This window comes from Sphingomonas sp. Root720, assembly GCF_001428605.1.
Classification (GTDB): domain Bacteria; phylum Pseudomonadota; class Alphaproteobacteria; order Sphingomonadales; family Sphingomonadaceae; genus Rhizorhabdus.
Genome location: NZ_LMID01000001.1, coordinates 1,278,059 through 1,297,517 on the forward strand (window position 1 = coordinate 1,278,059; position 19,459 = coordinate 1,297,517).

At 69.2% G+C, this 19,459-nt stretch carries 17 protein-coding genes; 10 read left to right on the forward strand and 7 right to left on the reverse strand.

The genetic code is table 11. The features are described from left to right. Nucleotides 1-160: 160 nt before the first annotated feature. Together ASE22_RS05865 and ASE22_RS05870 are read left to right on the forward strand one after the other, a co-directional pair. Nucleotides 161-4,822, forward strand: coding sequence for an NAD-glutamate dehydrogenase (locus ASE22_RS05865; protein WP_056356050.1), 4,662 nt, complete (start codon nt 161-163; stop codon nt 4,820-4,822). Nucleotides 4,823-5,118: 296 nt separating this feature from the next. Continuing rightward, nucleotides 5,119-6,078 carry an oxidoreductase gene (locus ASE22_RS05870; protein WP_056356052.1) on the forward strand — a complete coding sequence of 320 codons (960 nt, stop codon included), beginning with the start codon at nt 5,119-5,121 and terminating at the stop codon, nt 6,076-6,078. Between the two features lie 105 nt (nt 6,079-6,183). Here the strand turns inward: ASE22_RS05870 and ASE22_RS05875 are convergent, their stop codons facing one another. After that, nucleotides 6,184-6,927, reverse strand: coding sequence for an aspartate/glutamate racemase family protein (locus ASE22_RS05875; RefSeq protein ID WP_056356054.1), 744 nt, complete (start codon nt 6,925-6,927; stop codon nt 6,184-6,186). Nucleotides 6,928-7,316: 389 nt separating this feature from the next. Between ASE22_RS05875 and ASE22_RS05880 the strand changes: the two genes are divergently transcribed. Continuing rightward, entirely contained in the window at nt 7,317-8,540 is a 1,224-nt protein-coding gene (locus tag ASE22_RS05880) for an MFS transporter (RefSeq protein ID WP_056356056.1), read from the forward strand. On the opposite strand, the gene ASE22_RS05885 is transcribed toward ASE22_RS05880, so the two are convergent. The 5 genes from ASE22_RS05885 to ASE22_RS05905 form a co-directional block, all read right to left on the reverse strand. Continuing rightward, nucleotides 8,483-9,031: a hypothetical protein gene (locus ASE22_RS05885; RefSeq protein ID WP_156397312.1), complete on the reverse strand. Its 549-nt coding sequence runs from the start codon at nt 9,029-9,031 to the stop codon at nt 8,483-8,485. The genes ASE22_RS05880 and ASE22_RS05885 overlap by 58 nt on opposite strands. Nucleotides 9,032-9,071: 40 nt before the next feature. Next, the gene (locus ASE22_RS05890; protein WP_056356060.1) at nt 9,072-9,350 is read right to left on the reverse strand and encodes a ribbon-helix-helix domain-containing protein; all 279 of its coding nucleotides are present in this window, start codon (nt 9,348-9,350) and stop codon (nt 9,072-9,074) included. A 25-nt stretch (nt 9,351-9,375) separates the two neighbouring features. Continuing rightward, nucleotides 9,376-10,098: an acetoacetyl-CoA reductase gene (phbB, locus tag ASE22_RS05895; protein ID WP_056356062.1), complete on the reverse strand. Its 723-nt coding sequence runs from the start codon at nt 10,096-10,098 to the stop codon at nt 9,376-9,378. A 107-nt stretch (nt 10,099-10,205) separates the two neighbouring features. Further along, nucleotides 10,206-11,216 carry a ferrochelatase gene (hemH, locus tag ASE22_RS05900; protein WP_056356064.1) on the reverse strand — a complete coding sequence of 337 codons (1,011 nt, stop codon included), beginning with the start codon at nt 11,214-11,216 and terminating at the stop codon, nt 10,206-10,208. Continuing rightward, a complete protein-coding gene (locus ASE22_RS05905; protein WP_082545645.1) occupies nt 11,213-13,519 on the reverse strand; it encodes a xanthine dehydrogenase family protein molybdopterin-binding subunit in 2,307 nt (768 codons plus the stop codon). The genes hemH and ASE22_RS05905 overlap by 4 nt, the downstream gene beginning before the upstream one ends. A 376-nt stretch (nt 13,520-13,895) precedes the next feature. Here ASE22_RS05905 and ASE22_RS05910 point away from each other — a divergent pair, with 376 nt between their 5' ends. From ASE22_RS05910 to ASE22_RS05925, 4 genes are all read left to right on the forward strand, one after another. Continuing rightward, nucleotides 13,896-14,939: a COX15/CtaA family protein gene (locus tag ASE22_RS05910; RefSeq protein WP_056356069.1), complete on the forward strand. Its 1,044-nt coding sequence runs from the start codon at nt 13,896-13,898 to the stop codon at nt 14,937-14,939. A gap of 130 nt (nt 14,940-15,069) precedes the next feature. Further along, on the forward strand, nt 15,070-15,549 hold the full coding sequence (rplM, locus tag ASE22_RS05915; protein WP_056356071.1) for a 50S ribosomal protein L13: 480 nt from the start codon (nt 15,070-15,072) through the stop codon (nt 15,547-15,549). Further along, nucleotides 15,549-16,121, forward strand: a complete 573-nt coding sequence (gene rpsI, locus ASE22_RS05920) for a 30S ribosomal protein S9 (protein WP_056356073.1) — start codon at nt 15,549-15,551, stop codon at nt 16,119-16,121. The genes rplM and rpsI overlap by 1 nt, the downstream gene beginning before the upstream one ends. A 180-nt stretch (nt 16,122-16,301) precedes the next feature. After that, nucleotides 16,302-16,562 carry a hypothetical protein gene (locus ASE22_RS05925; protein ID WP_056356076.1) on the forward strand — a complete coding sequence of 87 codons (261 nt, stop codon included), beginning with the start codon at nt 16,302-16,304 and terminating at the stop codon, nt 16,560-16,562. 59 nt (nt 16,563-16,621) lie between these two features. Here ASE22_RS05925 and ASE22_RS05930 read toward each other — a convergent pair whose 3' ends face one another. Next, the gene (locus ASE22_RS05930; protein WP_056356078.1) at nt 16,622-17,014 is read right to left on the reverse strand and encodes a hypothetical protein; all 393 of its coding nucleotides are present in this window, start codon (nt 17,012-17,014) and stop codon (nt 16,622-16,624) included. Nucleotides 17,015-17,171: 157 nt separating this feature from the next. On the opposite strand from ASE22_RS05930, the gene ASE22_RS05935 reads away from it, so the two are divergent. Genes ASE22_RS05935 through ASE22_RS05945 form a run of 3 tightly spaced genes read left to right on the forward strand, consistent with a single transcriptional unit; the run spans nt 17,172 to nt 19,403 of the window. Further along, a complete protein-coding gene (locus ASE22_RS05935; RefSeq protein ID WP_056356080.1) occupies nt 17,172-17,504 on the forward strand; it encodes a hypothetical protein in 333 nt (110 codons plus the stop codon). Between the two features lie 28 nt (nt 17,505-17,532). Beyond that, nucleotides 17,533-18,486, forward strand: coding sequence for a hypothetical protein (locus tag ASE22_RS05940; protein ID WP_156397764.1), 954 nt, complete (start codon nt 17,533-17,535; stop codon nt 18,484-18,486). Continuing rightward, a complete protein-coding gene (locus tag ASE22_RS05945) occupies nt 18,486-19,403 on the forward strand; it encodes a S41 family peptidase (protein WP_056356084.1) in 918 nt (305 codons plus the stop codon). Before ASE22_RS05940 ends, ASE22_RS05945 begins: the two co-directional genes overlap by 1 nt. The last annotated feature ends 56 nt before the right edge of the window (nt 19,404-19,459 follow it).

Genomic DNA, 19,459 nt, shown 5'->3' on the forward strand with positions numbered 1-19,459 from the left:
CAAGACGATCGCGGCGGCCGCATTCTCGCACGTTCGTTGCAAAGTTCGCCCGCCTCGGCACGACCCTTGTCGCGCCCGACAGAGGGGTCCATATCGACTGCGCAGTTTCCCAGCCGCGATCCGGGTAATCCGGAGGCGGGGGAGGAGGAGCGGACCTTACATGGATACCGAGACGGCCAAGCGCACGGCTTCGGACAAGCAGGATTTCACCGACATCTTCGCCAAGGCGCTGACCAGCGGCGCCCTTCCCGGCGAGATTGCCGATCTCGGCGAGGAGCGGCTCGAAAAGGCGGCGGCCTTCCTGGCCCACACCGCGCGCAAGCGGCAGCCCGGCCGATCGGCGATCGCGGTGCAGACGATCGCGGGCAATGTCGGCGGCAGTCGGCTGATGCGGATCGCGGTCGTCAACGACGACATGCCCTTCCTGGTCGACTCGGTCTCGGCCGCGCTGGCGGCACAGGGCGTCGAGGTGCGGCGCCTGCTCCATCCGGTCATCGCGGTCCGCCGCGAGGAGGATGGCACGCTGACCGCCGTGCTGCCCCAGGGCGCCACCGGCGAGCGTCGCGAATCCTTCATCTATCTGGAAGCCGAGCGGGTCGACGCGCGCGAGCGGCAGGCGCTGGCCCAGGCGCTCGAGTCGGTCCTCGACGACGTCCGCGCCGCGGTGCGCGACTGGCAGGCGATGCAGGTCGCGATGCGCGACGATGCCGAGGGACTGCCCGACGGCGAGGGCGCGGCGCTGTTGCGCTGGCTGCTCGACCAGAATCTCACTCTGCTTGGCCATCAGGTCGCCATGGTGAAGGGCGAACCGCGCAACAAGCTCGGCATCCTGCGGGTCGGCAGCCGCAAGCTGTGGCGCGATTCCACCGCCAAGGCGGCGGTCGCCTGGTTCGAGAAGGGCGGCACCGCGCCGCTGCTGCTCAAGTCGGACTGCCGCTCGACCGTCCATCGCCGCGCACCGCTCGACCTGATCGTCACGCCGGTGCGGCAGGGCAAGGAGGTGAGCGGCCTGTCGATCCACGCCGGGCTGTGGACCAGCGCGGCGCTGCGCACCCCCGCCGAGGATATCCCGGTGCTGCGCAGCCGCCTCGCCGCCATCGAGGAGCGGCTGGGCTTCGATCCGAGGGGCCATGCCGGCAAGGCGCTGCACCATGCGCTGTCGGAGCTTCCGCCGGATCTCGTCCTGGCGCTGCCGGTCGAATCGCTCGAGAAGGTCGTGCTGACCGCGATGTCGCTGGTCGATCGTCCGCGGCCGCGCCTCGAGCTGGTCCGCACCACCCTGGCCGAGCATCTCGTCGCGATCGTGTGGCTGCCGCGCGAGCTGCTGACCACCGGCCGCCGGGTCGCGATCGGCGAGATGCTGGCGCAGGCCTCGGGCGCGACGCTGTCGAACTGGTCGCTGCAGCTCGGCGAAGGCGACATCGCCCAGATCCGCTACATGCTCGACCTGCCGGGGGGCGCCGCCGTGCCCGACAACGAGCCGCTCGACCGACGGCTGACCGAGATGCTGCGCGGCTGGGAGCCCGCGGTCGAGGCGCAGCTCGCCGAAATGGACGCGGGCAATCGCGCCGCGCGGCTGACGATGGATTATGCGGCGGCCTTTCCGATCGCCTACCGCACCCATTCGACCCCGGCCGAGGCGGCCACCGACATCCTGCGGCTCAGCGCCCTGGCCGACAGCGCGGCGCGCGGCTGTCGCCTCTATCGCGGCGAGCATGATCCCGCCGACAGCCTGCGGCTGAAGATCTATCGGCGCGGCGCCCTGATCCCGCTGTCCGAAGCGGTGCCCGTGCTGGAGAATTTCGGTTTCCGCGTGATCGAGGAGATCCCGACCCCGCTCGACGGCGGCGCGATCGGCTATATCCACGAGTTCAAGCTAGACCTGCCCGACGCCGAGACGGCCGGTCGCCTGATCGAGCACAGCGCGGTGGCCGAGGAGTCGATCGCGGCGACTCTCGAGGGACGTGCCGAGAACGACCTGTTCAACGAGCTGATCGTCACGGTCGGCCTGTCCCCGGACGAGGCGCTGCTGTTCCGTGCCTGGTTCCGCTACCTGCGCCAGACCGGCTTCGCCTATGGCCTCGCCACCGCGGTAGAGGCGCTGAAGAAGGCGCCGGGCGTCGCGCGCTCGATCATCGCCTATTTCCATGCGCTCCATCATCCGACCCGGCGCGACGCGGCCGAGGCGGAGCGGCTGCAGGCCGAGATCGAGGCGGGCCTGAAGAAGGTGACCGCGATCGACGACGACCGCATGCTGCGCCGCTTCCGCGCGGTCGTCCGCGCGACCCTGCGCACCAATGCCTTCTCCCCCGCCGCAGGGGAGGCGCTGGCGTTCAAGATCGATTCGAGCGGCGTGCCCGGCCTGCCCGCGCCGGTGCCTTGGCGCGAGATCTGGGTCTACAGCCCCCGCGTCGAGGGTATCCACCTGCGCGGCGGGCCGATCGCCCGCGGCGGCCTGCGCTGGTCCGACCGGCGCGACGACTTCCGAACCGAAATCCTCGGCCTGATGAAGGCACAGGTCGTCAAGAATGCGGTGATCGTACCGACCGGTGCCAAGGGCGGCTTCTACCCGAAGCAGCTTCCCGCCCCCTCCGACCGCGACGCCTGGCTCGCCGAAGGCACCGAAAGCTACCGCGTCTTCATCCGCGCGCTGCTGTCGGTCACCGACAATATCGTCGAGGACAAGGTGGTCCATCCGCCCAAGGTCGCGATCCGCGACGGCGACGATCCCTATTTCGTCGTCGCCGCCGACAAGGGCACCGCGACCTTCTCCGACGTCGCCAACGCGATCGCGGTCGACCGCGGCTTCTGGCTGGGGGACGCCTTCGCCAGCGGCGGCAGCCATGGCTATGACCACAAGGCGATGGGCATCACCGCACGCGGCGCCTGGGTCTCGGTGCAGCGCCATTTCGCCGAGATCGGCATCGACGTGCAGAACGATCCGATCCGGGTCGTCGGCTGCGGCGACATGTCGGGCGATGTGTTCGGCAACGGCATGCTGCTGTCGAAGGCGATCCGCCTGATCGCGGCGTTCGACCATCGCCACATCTTCCTCGATCCCGCCCCCGACGCGGCGAAAAGCTGGGCGGAGCGCAGCCGCATGTTCGCGCTGCCCCGGTCGAGCTGGGCCGACTATGACGCGAAGCTGATCTCCAAGGGCGGCGGCGTCTTCCCGCGCGACCAGAAGGAAATCCCGATCTCCGCCCAGGTCAAGGAAGCGCTGGGCATCGCCGAGGACGTGCTCGATCCCTCCGCGCTGATCGCGGCGATCCTGAAGAGCCAGGTCGACCTGCTCTGGTTCGGCGGCATCGGCACCTATGTGAAGGCGAAGTCCGAGACCAACGCCGAGGTAGGCGACCGATCGAACGAAGCGCACCGCGTCGATGGCGAGGAGGTTCGCGCCCGGGTGATCGGCGAAGGCGCCAATCTCGGCGTGACCCAGGCGGGCCGCATCGCCTTCGCGATGAGGGGCGGCCGGATCAACACCGACTTCATCGACAATTCGGCCGGCGTCGACTGCTCGGACAACGAGGTGAACATCAAGATCGCGCTCAACCGCGAGATGCTCGAAGGCCGGCTGGAGTTCGACAAGCGCAACGCGCTGCTGGTCAAGATGACCGACGACATCGCGCGCCTCGTGCTGGAAGACAACCGCCTCCAGACGCTGGCGCTGTCGCTGGCCGAGCGCGGCGGGCCCGACGCCCTGCCCGCGCAGCTTCGCGTCATCGAGATCCTGGAGGAAGCCGGCCGCATCAACCGCGCGGTCGACGGCTTCGAGAGCAACGACATGCTGCTGCGGCGGGCGCAGGAGCATCTCGGCCTGACCCGGCCCGAGCTGGCGGTGGTGCTGTCGCACGGCAAGCTCGCCCTGCAGGATGCGATCGAGACCAGCGACCGGACCGGCGATCCGATGCTTACCCCGTTGCTGATGGCCGCCTTCCCGCCGGCGATGCAGAAAGGCTACGCCGACGCGATCGAAGCGCATCGCCTGCGGCCGCAGATCCTCGCGACCAAGATGTCGAACCGGGTGATCAACCGGCTGGGCCTCGTCGCGCCGTTCGAGATGGCCGAGGAGGAAGGCTGCGCGCTGGCGCAGGTGGCGACCGCCTATTTCACGGTCGACGCCCTGTTCGGGCTCGAAGCGCTGTTTATGCGGATCGAGCAGGCGGCGATCGACGAGCAGGCGCGCCTGACGCTGCTGGGCGCGCTGGCGGACATCGCTCGCGGCCATGTCGCCGACCTGCTGCGCAGCATCGCGGCGGATACCGACATCGGCACGATGGTGGCGATGCTCAAGCCCGGCCTGGCCCGGCTCGACGACGCCCGCGCAGACCTGATCCGCAGCGAGGCGCGCCAGCAGTCGGACCAGCTGCGTCAGCGGATCGCCGCCAAGGGCGCCGACCGCGCCCTGATCGACGCGGTCGTCGAGATCGCCGAGATCGACGGCGCGATCGGCACCGCGGCGCTCGCGAGCGAGCTTTCGGCGGACGAGGTCGACGTGACCCGCGCTTATGTCGTGCTGGGCGAGGCGCTGGGCCTTGACTGGGCCAAGGCGACCGCCGCGCGCTTCCGCAGCGCCGACGCCTGGGAAAGGCTGCTGATCGCGGGGCTCACCCGCGAGTTCGGCCAGATTCGGCTCGATTTCCTGGCGCGTCACGGCGGCAAGGGCCCCGGCGAAGCGGTCGTCGCCTGGCTGGAGACCCACCGTGCCCGCGCCGAGCAATTCCGCCAGACTGTCGCGCGGGCGCGATCGGCCGCGGCGCCCACGGCGGCGATGCTGGCGCAGATCGCTGCCCAGGCCCGCACGTTGCTGATGCGGTAGCGCCTCCCCGCCGGTCGCGGCACATGTGCCGAAATCGACACGGGTGATCGCTACAGCGCGGAAACGAATGGGGAATTCGTCGAGCCGCACTGTAAAATATTGTCAGCTGGGCCATACCCTGCCTATCATTGGGTCGTGGGGGAACGACAAGGTGCGCAAGTCAAGCGGGATGATCTCGATCCATCGCCGTCCTCGCCCGCGACCGGCAGGAGACGGCGGCTGATGCAATCGAACATCGTGCGGGATCGGAACGCCGCCGCGCCCATGGGCGCCCTGCGGCGCGGACACCCGCGTCGGTGAACGGCTTCAACTATCTGATGCTGGTCTTTGCGGCCTTCGCCGCGCTGACCTTCGTGCTGCTCGCCTTCATCCTGGCGAAGCGGACCCGCGGCCAGGGACTGGAGCCGCCCGATCCCCGGCCGGCGCCAACACCGACGCCCGCTCCGTTGGCGGTGACCTATCCCGCCACCGCGAAGCGGCTGCCCTATACGGGCTGGCGCCTGATGTCGCGCGGCGTCGCCAACCCGGATTCGGCGGGAGGACCGCTCTACCGGCTGCGGCTGGAACCCGAAGAGACGCTACCTAGCTGGCAGCCGGGCGCCGTCGCCCATGTCTATTGCGGCCCCGCGCTCGACGTGCTCGATCCCGGCGGCAGGCCGACGGCCGAGGCTGCGGACTATATGATCGGATCGCTGCCGGCCGAAGGCGCCATCCACCTCGTCGTACGCCGCGTCCCCGCGAGCGCCCCGGCGGAGGGGCGCCGCTCGCGCTGGCTGTGCGAGGAGGTCCAGACCGGGCAGAGGGTCGCCCTGCTGGTCCGCGACGATCCCAGCTTCCTGCCCCCGCCCGACCACATCCCGCTGATCCTGGTCGGCAACGCGACCGGGCTGGCCGGGCTCCACGCCCATATCAAGGCGCGGCCGGCGGGAACGCGCAACTGGCTGATCTTCGGCGACCGCAACAGCGCCGACGACAAGGTTCTCGCCGCCGAGATCGCCGACTGGGTGTCGACGGGGCACCTCGAGCGCTGCGACCTCGTCTTCCCGGGCGAGACCGGCGAGCAGCGCTTCGTCACCAATCAGATCCGCGACGCCAAGGCGCCGATTCTCGACTGGGCGCTGGCAGGCGGCGCCATCTATGTCTGCGGCAGCAAGCGCATGGGCGACGACGTCCACGCGACCCTGGGCGACTTGCTGGGGACCGGCGTGCTCGAGGCGATGGCCGAGGCGGGCCTGTACCGGCGATCGGTCCACTAGGGACCATCGCCCGACCTGCCGGCGCAACTGCGGCGAGGAAGGTCTTTGCCGCAAGCTGCTCCGCGGACGGCGGCGACGCGCCCGACATCGCCCTATCCGGCCGGATCAGCCTGTGGAATGGAGCATTTCATAGCCGATGAGGGTCTTGGCGCGGGGATAGGCATAGGTCTTTTTGCTGTGGCGGAGCCCAGCCCGGACCATGGCGTCCGCCATGCACACCGTGGCGGGGATCGGGTCGATCACGGGAACGTCATGCCCCGCCGCGGCCAGGTGAGCGGCGATCGCATCGGCGCATCCGAAGAAGCCCGTGCAGCCCAGGATGATGACGTCGGCGCCGTCGCGCTCGACCGCGAGCCGCGATGTTTCGGCCAGGCGCTGCCGGGCCTCCTCCAGCCGCTGCTCGATCTCGAGCACCGGCATGTCGACCGCCAGAACCGATGCGAGCTTGTCCTTGACGCCATAGGCACGCGCGAGGTTGTTGAGCATCGGTACGACCGAGTCGAGAACGGTGACGACGCTGAACGTCTGCCCCATCGTCGCCGCGAGATGCATCGAGCATTCGGCCGGCCCCAGCACGGGGATCCTGATCATCTCGCGCGAGGGATTGACGCCCGGATCGCCCATGCAGTCGATGATGACGGCATCGGCCCCGTTGCGTTCCGCCTCGACGGCGCGGGCGATGATAGCCGGAACGGACAGCGCTTCGTCATATTCGCTTTCGATCGACGCTGGGCCCCGATCGAGGACCGAAAGCGAGAATGCCAGATCCGGTCGTGCGAGATGAGCGATGTCGTCCAGGTTGCGCATGCCCTGCGTGATCACGGGGGCGATGATGTGGATTTCAGCCATGCCTGTTCCTCCTGTAGACGCAAGATAGCGCGGGCATCCGCCCGAATCATCGCGGGTCGGGGTAATGCGACGGGTTTTGGAGTAGCCGAGACGGCCCCCGCCCAATCACTCGCATGGCGCTTTCGGCGTCCTCCGGCCAAGGCAACCGCCTGATCGCCGACCGGCCCTTCGGAATGGCGCTGCACCGGTTGCGCCGTCCAGGACCTCAAGCAGGCCAACTGGCCGCATTGCCCGGCTGTCGCGGGGCAGCAAGACGTCCCGGTGCGGCCAAGCCCGATGCAGCGGGAAAAGATCCCGCTCGCCGACGGTCGGACCGATTGGCTAGACCATGTTCGCCCGACGCATATTTATCCGTGGCCCGGCGCGCGCCATCGGTCTAGCCGCGTGCCATGGTTCGGCGCTGGTCCACGATTATCCTGCTCTGGCTGCTCGGCGTCCTCGCCGCGGCGCAGCTGGCGAAGATGTCGACGATAGCGCCGCTGCTGCGCGACCGCTTCGCGCTGTCGCTGCCCGAGACCGGCCTGCTGATCTCGCTGCTGGAAGTGGGCGGCGGCCTGTTCGGCTTCGCGGCGGGGCTGGCGCTGGGCCGGATCGGATGCCGCCGGTCGCTGCTCGCCGGCATGATGCTGCTGGCGGCGATGAGCGTCGTCGAGGCGATCGCGTCGACGCCCGGCCTGCTGTTCGCGGCCCGCGCGACCGAAGGGATCGGCTATCTGCTGGTGGTGATCGCGGCACCGACCGCGATCGTCGCGGTCGCCAGCGATGCCGACCGGCCCCGCGCGCTCGCGCTGTGGAGCTGCTTCGTGCCGGTCGGCGTCGCCGCCGGCGGCGCGGTGACGAGCGTCGCGGCCGGGCTTCTGGAGCCGGGCGGCGTGATGCTGCTCTGGGCCGCGCTGCTGGGCGTGGCGGCATTGGCGGCGTTCCATGTGCCACTGGGCGGCGGATCGCGCGGGCCGATCGCCCTGCCCGCGCCCGCGGCGTGGATGGCGACCTTCGCCTTCGGGCTCTACACGTTGTTCGTCTGCGCGCTGACCATGCTGCTGCCGACCTTCCTGATCGAGGAGCGCGGCGCCACGGTCGGCACGGCCGGCCTCGTCACCGCGCTCGCCTCGCTATCCGCCCTGCCCGCTTCGGTGATCGCGATGGTCGCCGCGCGCGGCGGGACGCTTTCCTCGCGGCGGCTGGTCGCAGTCGCGACGCCGAGCCTGATCGCCACCGCGCTGCTCGCGCCGTTCGTCTTCGCCAATGGCGGCACCGGCCTGTTCGCCGCCGGGACGATCGCGGTGCTCGCGATCGCGCTGAGCGGGCTCGTCTCGCCGATGATGTTCGCGCGGCTGCCCGTCCTCGCCGGCGCCCGCGCGCCGCACGATCCCCGCATCGCCACCGCCAACGGCCTGCTCACCCAGTTCGGCGCGGGCGGTGCGCTGATCGGGCCGCCGCTCGGCGGCTGGGTCGTCAGGCTCTGGGGCTGGCCCGCGCTCGGGCTTGCGATCGCCGCGATGGCGATCGCCATGCTGATCGCGGCGATCTGGGCCGAGCGGATCGCGAGAAAAGGTCAGTCGACCGCCGCCGTCGAACCCGCAGGGAAATCGACGCCGGCGAATTCCGGATAGATGTCGCGCAGCATGATGACCTGCCGAGCATTGTCGATGCGAACGATATACCATTGGCCGTCGTCCTTCAGCGCGATCGTGCTGGACCGGCTGCGGAGGCGCCGCGCGTCGGGAAGCTCCATGACGATCTCGGTCGGTATCAGCATATAGCTGCGCCGTCCGTCGGGCGTGGTCGCCACGGATGCATCGGCGATGTCCATCGCGAACGAGACGATCTTCACGACCTTGAAGACCTCGGCCATCTGTGCGGCTATGTGGGGCCTGAGCTCTGCCTCGGTGAGACCAGCCTCCCCAGCCATGGAATGCAACAGGCGAGGCGGCAGGAAATCGACGACCTCACCGATCCGGCCCGCCTTGATCACCGCGTCGAACGCCGCGATCCGGGCCTCGATCATCGCCCGATCCGCCTGGCTGATCTCCTGCGCGACGACCGGCGTCCAGGCCGCGGGGCCCGCCACCAGCAACAGGCAGGCAGCGAACCGAAGCATCATCACGACCATCCTTCCGACTCCCTCATGGCATCCGTGCAGCTTAATCGACCGCCGGCGGATAGCATGGGAAATCCGATCCGTTTCGGAGCGCCTCCACGACCGCCTGGCTGCGACGGAACAGCCACACCCGGATCGCGCTGGCGAGGTTGGGCAAGTCGTCGCCGGCGATCCGCTCGACGTCGATCCGCGCGACGAGGGCGTTCAGGGGAAGCCCCTCCTCATCCGCGGCGCGGACCAGAGCCTCCCAGAAGACCGGTTCGAGCGTGATCGAGGTGGCGTGGCCGGCGATGTTCACCGAACGCTTGACCGGCCCCACCATCCCGATTGCCCCGATCCGCGCTCGGTCAGTACATGTGCTGGCCGCCGTTGATCGACAGCGTCGACCCGGTGACGAAGCCCGCCTCCTCGCCGCACAGGAAGACGACGCCGCGCGCGATCTCCTCGGCGTGGCCGAGCCGGCCGACCGGAATGCGCGCGACGATCTTGGCCAGCACGTCCTGCGGGACGGCGGCGACCATGTCGGTGTCGATATAGCCCGGCGCGATCGCGTTGACCGTGACGCCGGACTTGGCGCCTTCCTGCGCCAGCGCCTTGGTGAAGCCGTGGATGCCCGACTTGGCGGCGGCATAGTTGACCTGGCCATATTGGCCCGCCTGGCCGTTGATCGAGCCGATGTTGACGATCCTGCCCCAGCCGCGCGCGCGCATGCCTGGGAAGGTCGCCTTCGCCATGTTGAAGCAACCGCCCAGATTGGTGTCCATGACGTCCTTCCAATCCTGGTAGGTCATCTTGAGCAGCGTGCCGTCGCGGGTGATCCCGGCATTGTTGACGACGATGTCGACCGGGCCCAGCTCGGCCTCGACCAGCTCGACGCCCCGGTGGCAGGCGTCATAGTCGGCGACGTCCCATTTGTAGCTCTTGATGCCGGTCGCCTTGGTGAAGGCGTCGGCGCGTTCCGCATTGCCGGCATAGGCCGCGGCGACGATGACGCCCGAGTCCCTGAGCGCCAGACTGATCGCCTCGCCAATGCCCCTGGTTCCGCCGGTAACGATCGCAACGCGCGCCATATCCTCATCTCCCGTAGATTCGGCTCGATGCTAGAGCCTCTGCCTGTGTGACGAAAGCTCCCCGAACAGAAATTCGTGACAGCTGAAAGGCGCCTGCCGCACGCAGATCAGGACTGGTCGATCCAGCCCTTCAATTCTTCGCCGATGAGACGTTCGAGCATCGCCATGCCGGGGGCGCCGTCGTTGAGGCAGGGGAGATAGGCGAAGCTCTCGCCCCCCGCCGCCAGGAACTGGTCGCGGCCGCGGATCGCCAGTTCCTCGAGCGTCTCGAGGCAGTCGGCGGAGAAGCCCGGCGCGATCACCGCCAGCCGGCGCACGCCGTCCCTGGCCAGCTTGGCGAGCATCGCCTCGGTCGAGGGTTCGAGCCAGCGGGCGCGGCCAAAGCGCGACTGGAAGGAGACCTGCAGCTCGCGGCCCAGCGCATCGCCCAGCAGCCGCGCGGTCTTCCGGCAATGGCAATGATAGGGATCGCCGAGGTCGAGCGTGCGCGCCGGCATGCCGTGGAAGCTGGCGAGGATCGCGTCGGGTTCGCCGTGCAGCGCCGCCAGCCCCTCGCGCACCGACGTGGCCAGCGCGGCGATATAGGCGGGATCGTCATGATAGGGCGGCAGGGTACGGATCGCCGGCTGCCAGCGCATCTTCGCGAGCGCGGCGAAGGCCGCGTCGTTGGCGGTGGCGGTGGTCGCCGCGCAATATTGCGGATAGAGCGGCGCGATCAGGATGCGGTCGCAGCCGAGGGCCTTGAGCGCGGCGATGCGGTCGGCGATCGCCGGCTTGCCGTAGCGCATCGCATGATCGACGATCACCCCTTCGCCGAAGCGCCCCGTCAGCGCCGCCGCCTGCCGCGCCGTGATCGCGGCCAGCGGCGATCCCTCTTCGCTCCACACCTGCGCATAGGCATGGGCCGACTTGCGCGGCCGGGTGTTGAGGATGATGCCGCGCAGGATTGGCTGCCAGGCGATCGGCGGGATCTCCACCACGCGCCGGTCCGACAGGAACTCGGCCAGATAGCGCTTCACCGCGCCGGGCGTCGGCGCGTCGGGCGTTCCCAGGTTGACGATCAGCACGCCGACCTTCGGCGTCGCGACGGGCCCATGTCCTTCCGGCAAGGCGCTCATGCGTCGGTCAGCCGCAGCGGCAGGTGGCGGAGGCGCTTGCCACTGGCAGCAAAGATGGCGTTGGCGACGGCCGGCGCGACCGGCGGCACCGCGATCTCGCCCGCGCCGCCGGGCGCCAGTTCGGACGGAATGATCTCGACCCGGATCTCAGGGGTCGTTGACAGGTCGGGAAGGCCGAGTCCGTCGAAATTCTGAGCGGTCACCACGCCGTCGACGATCGAGATGCCGTTGCCGAACGCGTTGGCGAGCCCCCAGAGGATGCCGCCCTCGACCTGCTGGCGGACGATGTCGGGGTGAACGACCCGGCCGATGTCGACGACGGCGGTGACGTTGGGCACCTTGACCTGGTCGCCCTCGATCCGCGCCTCGACCAGCATCGCGACATGGCTGCCAAAGCAGCTGTGGACCGCCAGACCCTGCCCCGTGCCCGGCTCCCCGCCCTGCCAGGCGCCGATCGAGGCTGCCATCTGCAGGCAGCGGGCCAGGCGCGGCTGGCGGCTCAGGCCCTGCATGCGGAATGACAGCGGGTCGAGCCCGGCGACCAGCGCGAGCTCGTCGACGAAGCTTTCGGTGAAGAAGGCGGTGTAGCTGTTGGCGACCGATCGCCAGGCACCGGTCGGCACGCCCGTCACCGCCTCGGCGTGCGCGACCGCGAGCGCGCCGATCGCATAGGGCGGTACCGCCCCCTCGATCGACCCGCGATCGGGGCCATGGCTGTCCTTGGCTTCGGCGCGGGTGAGCCGCGCCATCGTCTCGCCGTTGGTCGAGGGGCTGGCGATCGTCGCCGACCAGGCCGCGATCGAAGCGGCCGGACCGAGCGACGCCTTCAGCCGCGCGAGCGCGGGCGGGCGGAAACGGCTGTGCTGGATATCCTCGCGCCGCGGCCAGACGAGTTGGACGGGCTTCTTCACCTTCGACGCGATGATCGCCGCCTCGACCGCGGCATCGACCTCGGTCTTGCGGCCGAAACCGCCGCCGACCAGGGTCGGGTAGATGGTGACCCGGTCTTCGTCGAGCCCAACCGCCTTCGCCACGGCCGCGCGGGCCATGGGCGCGGCCTGGGTCGGCACCCAGACTTCCAGCCCGGCGTCGCCGAAGCGAGCGGTCGCGGTCAGCGTCTCGAGCGGCGCATGCGCGATCATCGGTACCGAATAGCTGGCGGCGACGACGCCCTGCCGGCCGAGCAGAGCATCGGGGTCGCCGCGGTCGACGAAGCGCTTGGCCCCGCCGCCGTCGAGCGCCGCAGCCAGCGCCTTGCGCACCGTCGCGTCGCTGGGGCGCGGTGCGCTCGTCTCGAACTCCACCGCGAGCGCCTGGAGCCCATGATCGGCGGCCCACCAATTGGTGCCGACGACGGCGACCCAGCCCGGATTGGTGACCACCGCCATCACCCCCGGCGTCTCGTCGGCGGCGGCGGTCGCCATCTTGGCGGGACGGGCGCCACCATAGGGGCCATGCGCAATCGAGGCGTAGACCATCCCGGGCAGGCGGATGTCGGCCCCCATCTGCGCGGTGCCGTCCACCTTCGACGGCAGGTCGAGGCGCGGCACCGGCCGGCCGACCAGAGTCCGCTCGTCGCGATTCCGCAGCGGCAGCGGATCGGGCGGGACAAACCGCACGGCGACCTGCGCCAGCTCGCCGAATTTCAGCCGGTCGCCGCCGCGCACGACGAAGCCCGCCTCGGTATCGCACGCCTTCCAGTCGATTCCCCAGCGCTCGGCCGCCGCCATGCACAGCAAGCTGCGCGCCGCCGCCCCCGCCTCGCGCAGGCGCGTCTCGAAGCCGCGGATGGAGGAGGAGCCGCCAGTGACGGTGAAGTTCATGCGGATCGCGACCTCGCGCGCCGCCCACTCGCCCGGACCGTGCAGCCAGGCGGGCAGCCGTTCGCGCGCCTGTTCCTCGAACAGGAAGCTGTTCGCGTAGACCGGGTTGATCGGTGCGGGCTCGACGCCGACGGTGCGCCAGTCGGCCCCCAGTTCGTCGGCCAGGATCTGCGGCATCGACGTATAGACGCCCTGTCCCATCTCGGCCTGTGGCACCGCGACGACGACCCGACCGTCGGTGGAGATCTTGAGGAAGGCGTTGAAGACCTGCTCGCCGGGCCCGACCGCGAGATTCGGCGCGTAGCGGCGCGGCCAGACCGCCCAGCCGAGCACCAGCCCCGCCGCAGCACCGCCGCCGATCAGCAGCCTGCGCCGGGTGACGCCGCGCCCGCCCTTCCCCGGCCCCTTCTCCCGATCCATCCGTCCGTGCATCGCGACATGATAGGCGGGCGGATGGTATGAAACCACCCGAATTGTCATTTGGACGAAAGTCCAACGGCCGCCGGGTGCCCCCTTGCCGCCATGCCGGCGAAGCGGGGCCTTTGCGTAAGAGCCCATCTCCTTTCTCGTCATCGTCATCCCGGCGAAAGCCGGGACCTCTCTGCCTTTCCACCTTCGGGAAGAAAGACGAAGATGAAGGGAGATCCCGGCTTTCGCCGGGATGACGGAAGGGGACGGCGTTACGCAAAGATCCCGCGAAGGCTGGCATTGATGTCTGTTTTCTCGACAGATGCCATCTGGCTGATGAGAGACATGGACCCAGCCTTCGCTGGGGTGACGCTTCAGGATAGCCTTCTCCTCCGGGAAGACCTCCGCCACGCTTGATCCGTCCTCCACGGTGGCGCATGAGCGCGCCATGTCGCTGCTCGCCCGCCCCGCCCTCCCTTCGCCACGCCCGCGCGCGCTGGCCGACTGGCTGCTGTTCGTCGCCGCGCTGGTCTTCGCGATCGTCGTCGTCGGCGGCATCACGCGGTTGACCGAGTCGGGCCTGTCGATCACCGAATGGAAGCCGGTCCGCGGCATCATCCCGCCGCTCGACCAGGCCGAATGGCAAGCCGAGTTCGAGAACTACCAGCGCATCCCGCAATATGCGGCCTTCAACCTCCACATGACGCTGGAAGGCTTCAAGCAGATCTATTTCTGGGAATATCTGCACCGGCTGCTGGCGCGCGGCATCGGCGCGGTGCTGGCGGCGGTGATGGTCGTCGCCTGGTGGAAGCGGGCGATCCCGGCGGGCTATGGCTGGCGGATGATCGGCATCTTCGCGCTCGGCGGTCTGCAGGGCGCGATCGGCTGGTGGATGGTCTATTCGGGCCTGTCGGCACGGACCGAGGTCAGCCATATCCGCCTCGCCACCCACCTGATCGCCGCGCTGCTGATCTTCTCGGCGCTCATATGGACGGTGCTCGACCTGCGCCGGCTGGCGCGCGACGCCGCTGCCCGGCCGGCGCGACCGACGGGCCTGGCGATCGCCGCCGTCCTGATCCTGGCCGTCCAGATCATGCTCGGCGCGTTCGTCGCGGGCCTGCGCGCGGGCTATGCCTTCGCAAGCTGGCCCAAGATGGGCGAGCAATGGTTCCCCTCGGGCGGATGGAACGCCGCGCTCGGCTTCGCCAACCTCCACGACAATCCGATCGTGGTGCAATTCGTCCACCGCTGGTGGGCCTGGGTCGCCGCCCTCGCCGCGCTCGCGGTTGCCCGCGCGGCGAGGGCGGCGGGCGCGGTCGGCCCGGTCCATGCGGTCGCAACCCTGGTCGTCCTGCAGATCGGTCTCGGCGTCGCGACGCTACTGACGGGCGTCGACATCTCGGTTGCGGTCGCCCACCAGGCCGTGGCGGTGCTGCTGCTGGCCGGGCTGTTGTGGGCCGCGCACGGCCTCGACAACCGCAAGGTATCATAATACCTCTTTAAAATAAGCCCATTTTACTTGACTCATTCGGGCCTCACGCGCATTAGCGCCCCGTCAACGCCGTTCCTCAACCGGGCGGCGTCGTTCATTTGGAACGATCGAAACAAGAAGGTCCTGGCCCATGAAGGCGCTCATGAAGACCACCAAGGTGGCTACGCCCCACACGGTGGAAAAGAAGTGGCACATCGTCGATGCGGAAGGGCTGGTCGTCGGCCGCGCCGCTTCGATCATCGCCAACATCCTGCGCGGCAAGCACAAGCCGAGCTACACCCCGTTCATCGATTGTGGTGACAACGTCATCATCATCAATGCCGAGAAGGTGCGCTTCACCGGCAAGAAGCTGTCGCAGAAGGTCTATTATCGCCACACCGGCTATGCCGGCGGCATCAAGGAAGCCCACGCCGACAAGATTCTCGAGGGCCGCTTCCCCGAGCGCGTCCTGGAAAAGGCGATCGAGCGCATGATCCCGCGCGGCCCGCTGGGCCGCCAGCAGATGCGCAACCTGCGCATCTTCAAGGGCGCGGAGCATCCGCACGCCGCCCAGAACCCTGAAGTCCTCGACATCGCGTCGATGAACCGCAAGAACAAGGTGGGCGCATAATGTCCGACAACCGCCAGTCTCTTTCCGATCTCGCGTCGCTGACCGGCGCGGCCCCCGCTCCGGTCCCGGCTCCCGCCGCGACGGCCGGCGAGGCTCCCGCCGCCGCCGAAGCTGAAGCCGAAGCTCCGGCCTATACCGCACCCGTCCTGCCGACGACCCCGCTCCGCGAGCAGGAAATCGACGCGCAGGGCCGCGCCTATGCGACCGGCCGCCGCAAGGACGCCGTCGCCCGCGTGTGGCTGAAGCCGGGCACCGGCAAGGTCACCGTCAACGGCCGCGACCAGGAAGTCTATTTCGCGCGCCCGACGCTGCGTCTCGTCATCAACCAGCCCTTCTCGGTGTCCGAGCGTGAAGGCCAGTATGACGTCATCGCCACCGTCAAGGGCGGCGGCCTTTCGGGCCAGGCCGGCGCGGTCAAGCATGGCATCAGCCAGGCGCTGACCAAATATGAGCCGATCCTGCGCGCGCCGGTGAAGGCCGCGGGCTTCCTGACCCGCGACAGCCGCGCGGTCGAGCGCAAGAAGTACGGCAAGGCGAAGGCCCGCCGCAGCTTCCAGTTCTCGAAGCGCTGATCGCTCGGCTCCTTCGATTGCGAATTACGAGAAACGCCGGGGATTTCCCCGGCGTTTTTCTTTTGTGGCTCGCCGCCGCCACCCGCCGGCGGCGCGGATAGTTTACTTTTTGGATCGGTCGGCCCGGGTTATGGGCGAGGGCACGGAGCGGTGTATGTCTCCGATTGCGAGGATCGAGCGATGTTCCTGAAAATGGCCCTGGCCGCCGCGATCGCCACAGGTGTCACGTCCGTGGTGCAGGCGACCGACCTGCCCCCGCACGCCATGCCCGAGCGGATCGCCGCGCTGGCCGCGCAGCCCCACCCCCGCCAGATGGCAGGCCCGGTCCACATCCGCTTCCGCCAGCCGGGCGACGTCGTCGTCGCCCTCGACAGCGGCGACCCCGCCGTCCGCCGCGAAGCCGCCTTCCACCCCAGGGCGGACCGGGGCCAGTTCGACTAGGGCGATTTCGAGGCCGAGACATCATCCGCCTGGAGCGGATCGCGATCCGGCCGGGGCGATCAGCCCTTCTTCTTGGTATAGGGCACGAACTTGCCGAGCCCGAGCGATCCGCTGGGGAAGCGGGTCGACTGGTCGATCAGGCGGACGATATCGATGCTGCACAGATTGGAGCTATGCGTATCGGTCAGCAGGATATCGCCGCTGTCGAGAAAATTGGCGCCCGAGGCCGGCCGGTTCAGATAAAAGGTATTGCCGACCTTGTAGAGTATCGCCGTCCGGTCGAAGATCTGGGTCGACTGGATCTGGCGAAGCGGGATGCAGTCGACCGGCTTCCCGGCCACCCGCCCTTCGAGCGCCTTGGCGATCCGGGTCTCCGGATCGGGCCGGGCCGCATGGGCGGGCAAAGTCGCGGTCATCAACACAGCGCCGATAAGGCACGGAATAGCGCGCATGATATAGTCTCCTTTTCCGTCAGCAATATGCGGTTCAGCAACTGAACCTTCAATGAGCGAGACGGAGCAGGGCAACTATTTCCTTGCTCCCAAATGAACGCAGGAACCGGTGGGTTCTTTGCCCGTTGCCTGTACGGATTTCAGAAGGAATACTGCCATGAAGAAGTTGTTCGTCCTTGGCAGCGCCGCCCTGCTCTCGATGGGCGTCGTGGCGGCGCCTGCCTCCGCTCAGAGCGCCTCGCACATCCTGCGCGGCGCGGGCATCGGCGCGGCCGGCGGCGTGATCGCCGGCGCGGTCATCCCCGGCCTCTCGGTCGGCGAGGGAGCCCTCGTCGGCGGTGCCGGCGGCGCGCTGTACAACACGCTGATCAACAAGGAACGCCGCACCTATCGCAGCCGGGGCTATCGTGGCGGCACCCGCTACAGCAGCAGTCGCAGCACCCGTGCGGCGGCCACTGCGCCTAAATATCGCAGCTATCGGGCCAACTGACGGCCATCCGTCGATGCGCGGCGGCGCGGTGCGAACGGCTCGTCTGCTGGTGCCGATCCTGATGGCGGGGGCGCTCGCGGCCGGGCCATCCGCCGCCGCGAGACCCAAGGCGCCGCCGCCCTTCACCGGCGAACTCCGGCTCGACATGACCGATCCGGTGATCGACGTGAAGATCGGCGAGGTTCCGCTCCGGCTCAGGGTCGCGCTCGACCAGAAGCGGCTGATCGAGCTCAATCCCGACGCCGCCGACCGCCTCGCCGCCGACCCGCCCGACCGTCGCTTCCGCTTCGACGCGGGGTTCGATGCGCTGGTGGGCCGAGAGACCCTCAAGGGGGTCCAGGCCGCCGCCCCGATCACGCTCAACGGCCGGCGGTTGCTGGTGACGGTCGCGTCGCACGGACGCGATTGCTGCGCGGGCGTCGATGGCGAGATCGGCATCGGCCTGCTACCTTACGCGACGATCCGCTTCTCCCGTCCCGAAGCCGGCTCGGACGAACGCAGCGTGGATTTCCTGATCGACGACAGCAGCGAGCACGGCCCCCAGGCAGCCACGCCCATAGGACGCGAGACGATCTTCGTGCAATTCTCCCTGCATCGCCAGAACAGTGTCGCCACTGCCGCGGCGGGAGCGATGCTCGCCGCCGCGCAGGGCGGCCACCTGACCGACGGCGGCACCACCGTCGCGGCCTTCGGGGTCGAGCGCCCCATATCGGTCCTGCACCTCGACCGGGCCGCATCGGTCGCGGGCTTCCGCTATCTCTCGATCGCGGTGCGCACCGCCGACTTCGGGGGCCGGCACTATTTCCCCGCCGACCCTAACGAACCCCGGGACATCGTCGTGAGGAAGAAGGTTCCGCTGCAGGAAGCCTGGCCGGTCGTGCTGGTCGCGCGCGACCGGCTCGACCGATGCGGCGAGGCGCTGTTCGACGGCAACAGCCATGTGCTGACGCTGCGCTGCGCCTTCGAAGGGAGTGACGGCTGATGCGCCGCCCGCTCCAAAGCGCGCTCCTGGTCTGCCTGATCGCCATGGCGGGCGCCGGCGCGGTGGCGCGCGAGGATAGGCTCAACGAACGCGTGTTCGACCGGGCCTGGGAACTGGCGGGCGATCGCTATTGGGACCGCAGCCTGGGCGGCAACGACTGGGGCGCGATCCGCGACCGCTTCTACCCGCAGGCGGTGGCCGCGCGCGACGAGAAGCAGCTCTACGCCGTCGTCAACCGCATGCTCGACCAGCTCGACGACAGCCATGTCTATGCGACCAGCCCGAGCCAGATCGCCTGGTCGAAGGAGCCGCCCGAGGAACGCGACATGCCGCCGGCCCGGCGGCTGGTACGGCTCGACGGAGGGCTGCTGCTGCTCAGCTTCAACCAGTTCGATCCGGGCGACGACCGCTGGATCCGGCAGGCGATCGAGGAGACACCCGGCCTGCGCGGCGTGATCCTCGATCTGCGCGGCAATGGCGGCGGCCGCGACGACGTGCTCGACAAGGTGGCGGGCATCTTCACCCCCGAGCGGCGGGTGCTGATCCGCCTCACCGGCAAGCGCAGCATCGAGGAGAAGACGCGCGGATCGGGCGACAGGGCCTATCTGGGGCCGCTGGCGGTGGTCGTCGGCCCCGATACGGCGAGCGCCGCCGAGATCCTGGCCTTCTTCCTCGACGAGAACGGCCGCGCGTTCAGCGTCGGCCAGCGCAGCGCGGGCGCGGTCACGGGCGGGGTCGACCATGACCTGCCCGGCGGCGGCCGCATCACCATCGCCGAATATGACATACGGACCGCGAACGGCGTCCGGCTGGAAGGCAACGGCTTCACGCCGCGCTATCGCGTGCCCACGGCGACGGAGCCGAACGACCTGGCGCTGGCCAAGGCGGTGGCATTGCTGAAAGGCGAGCCCCGCTGATCCCCCACCGCCGTGGAGCCCCTCGCGCGACTTGAACTCGGCCGCCGTCCATGCTT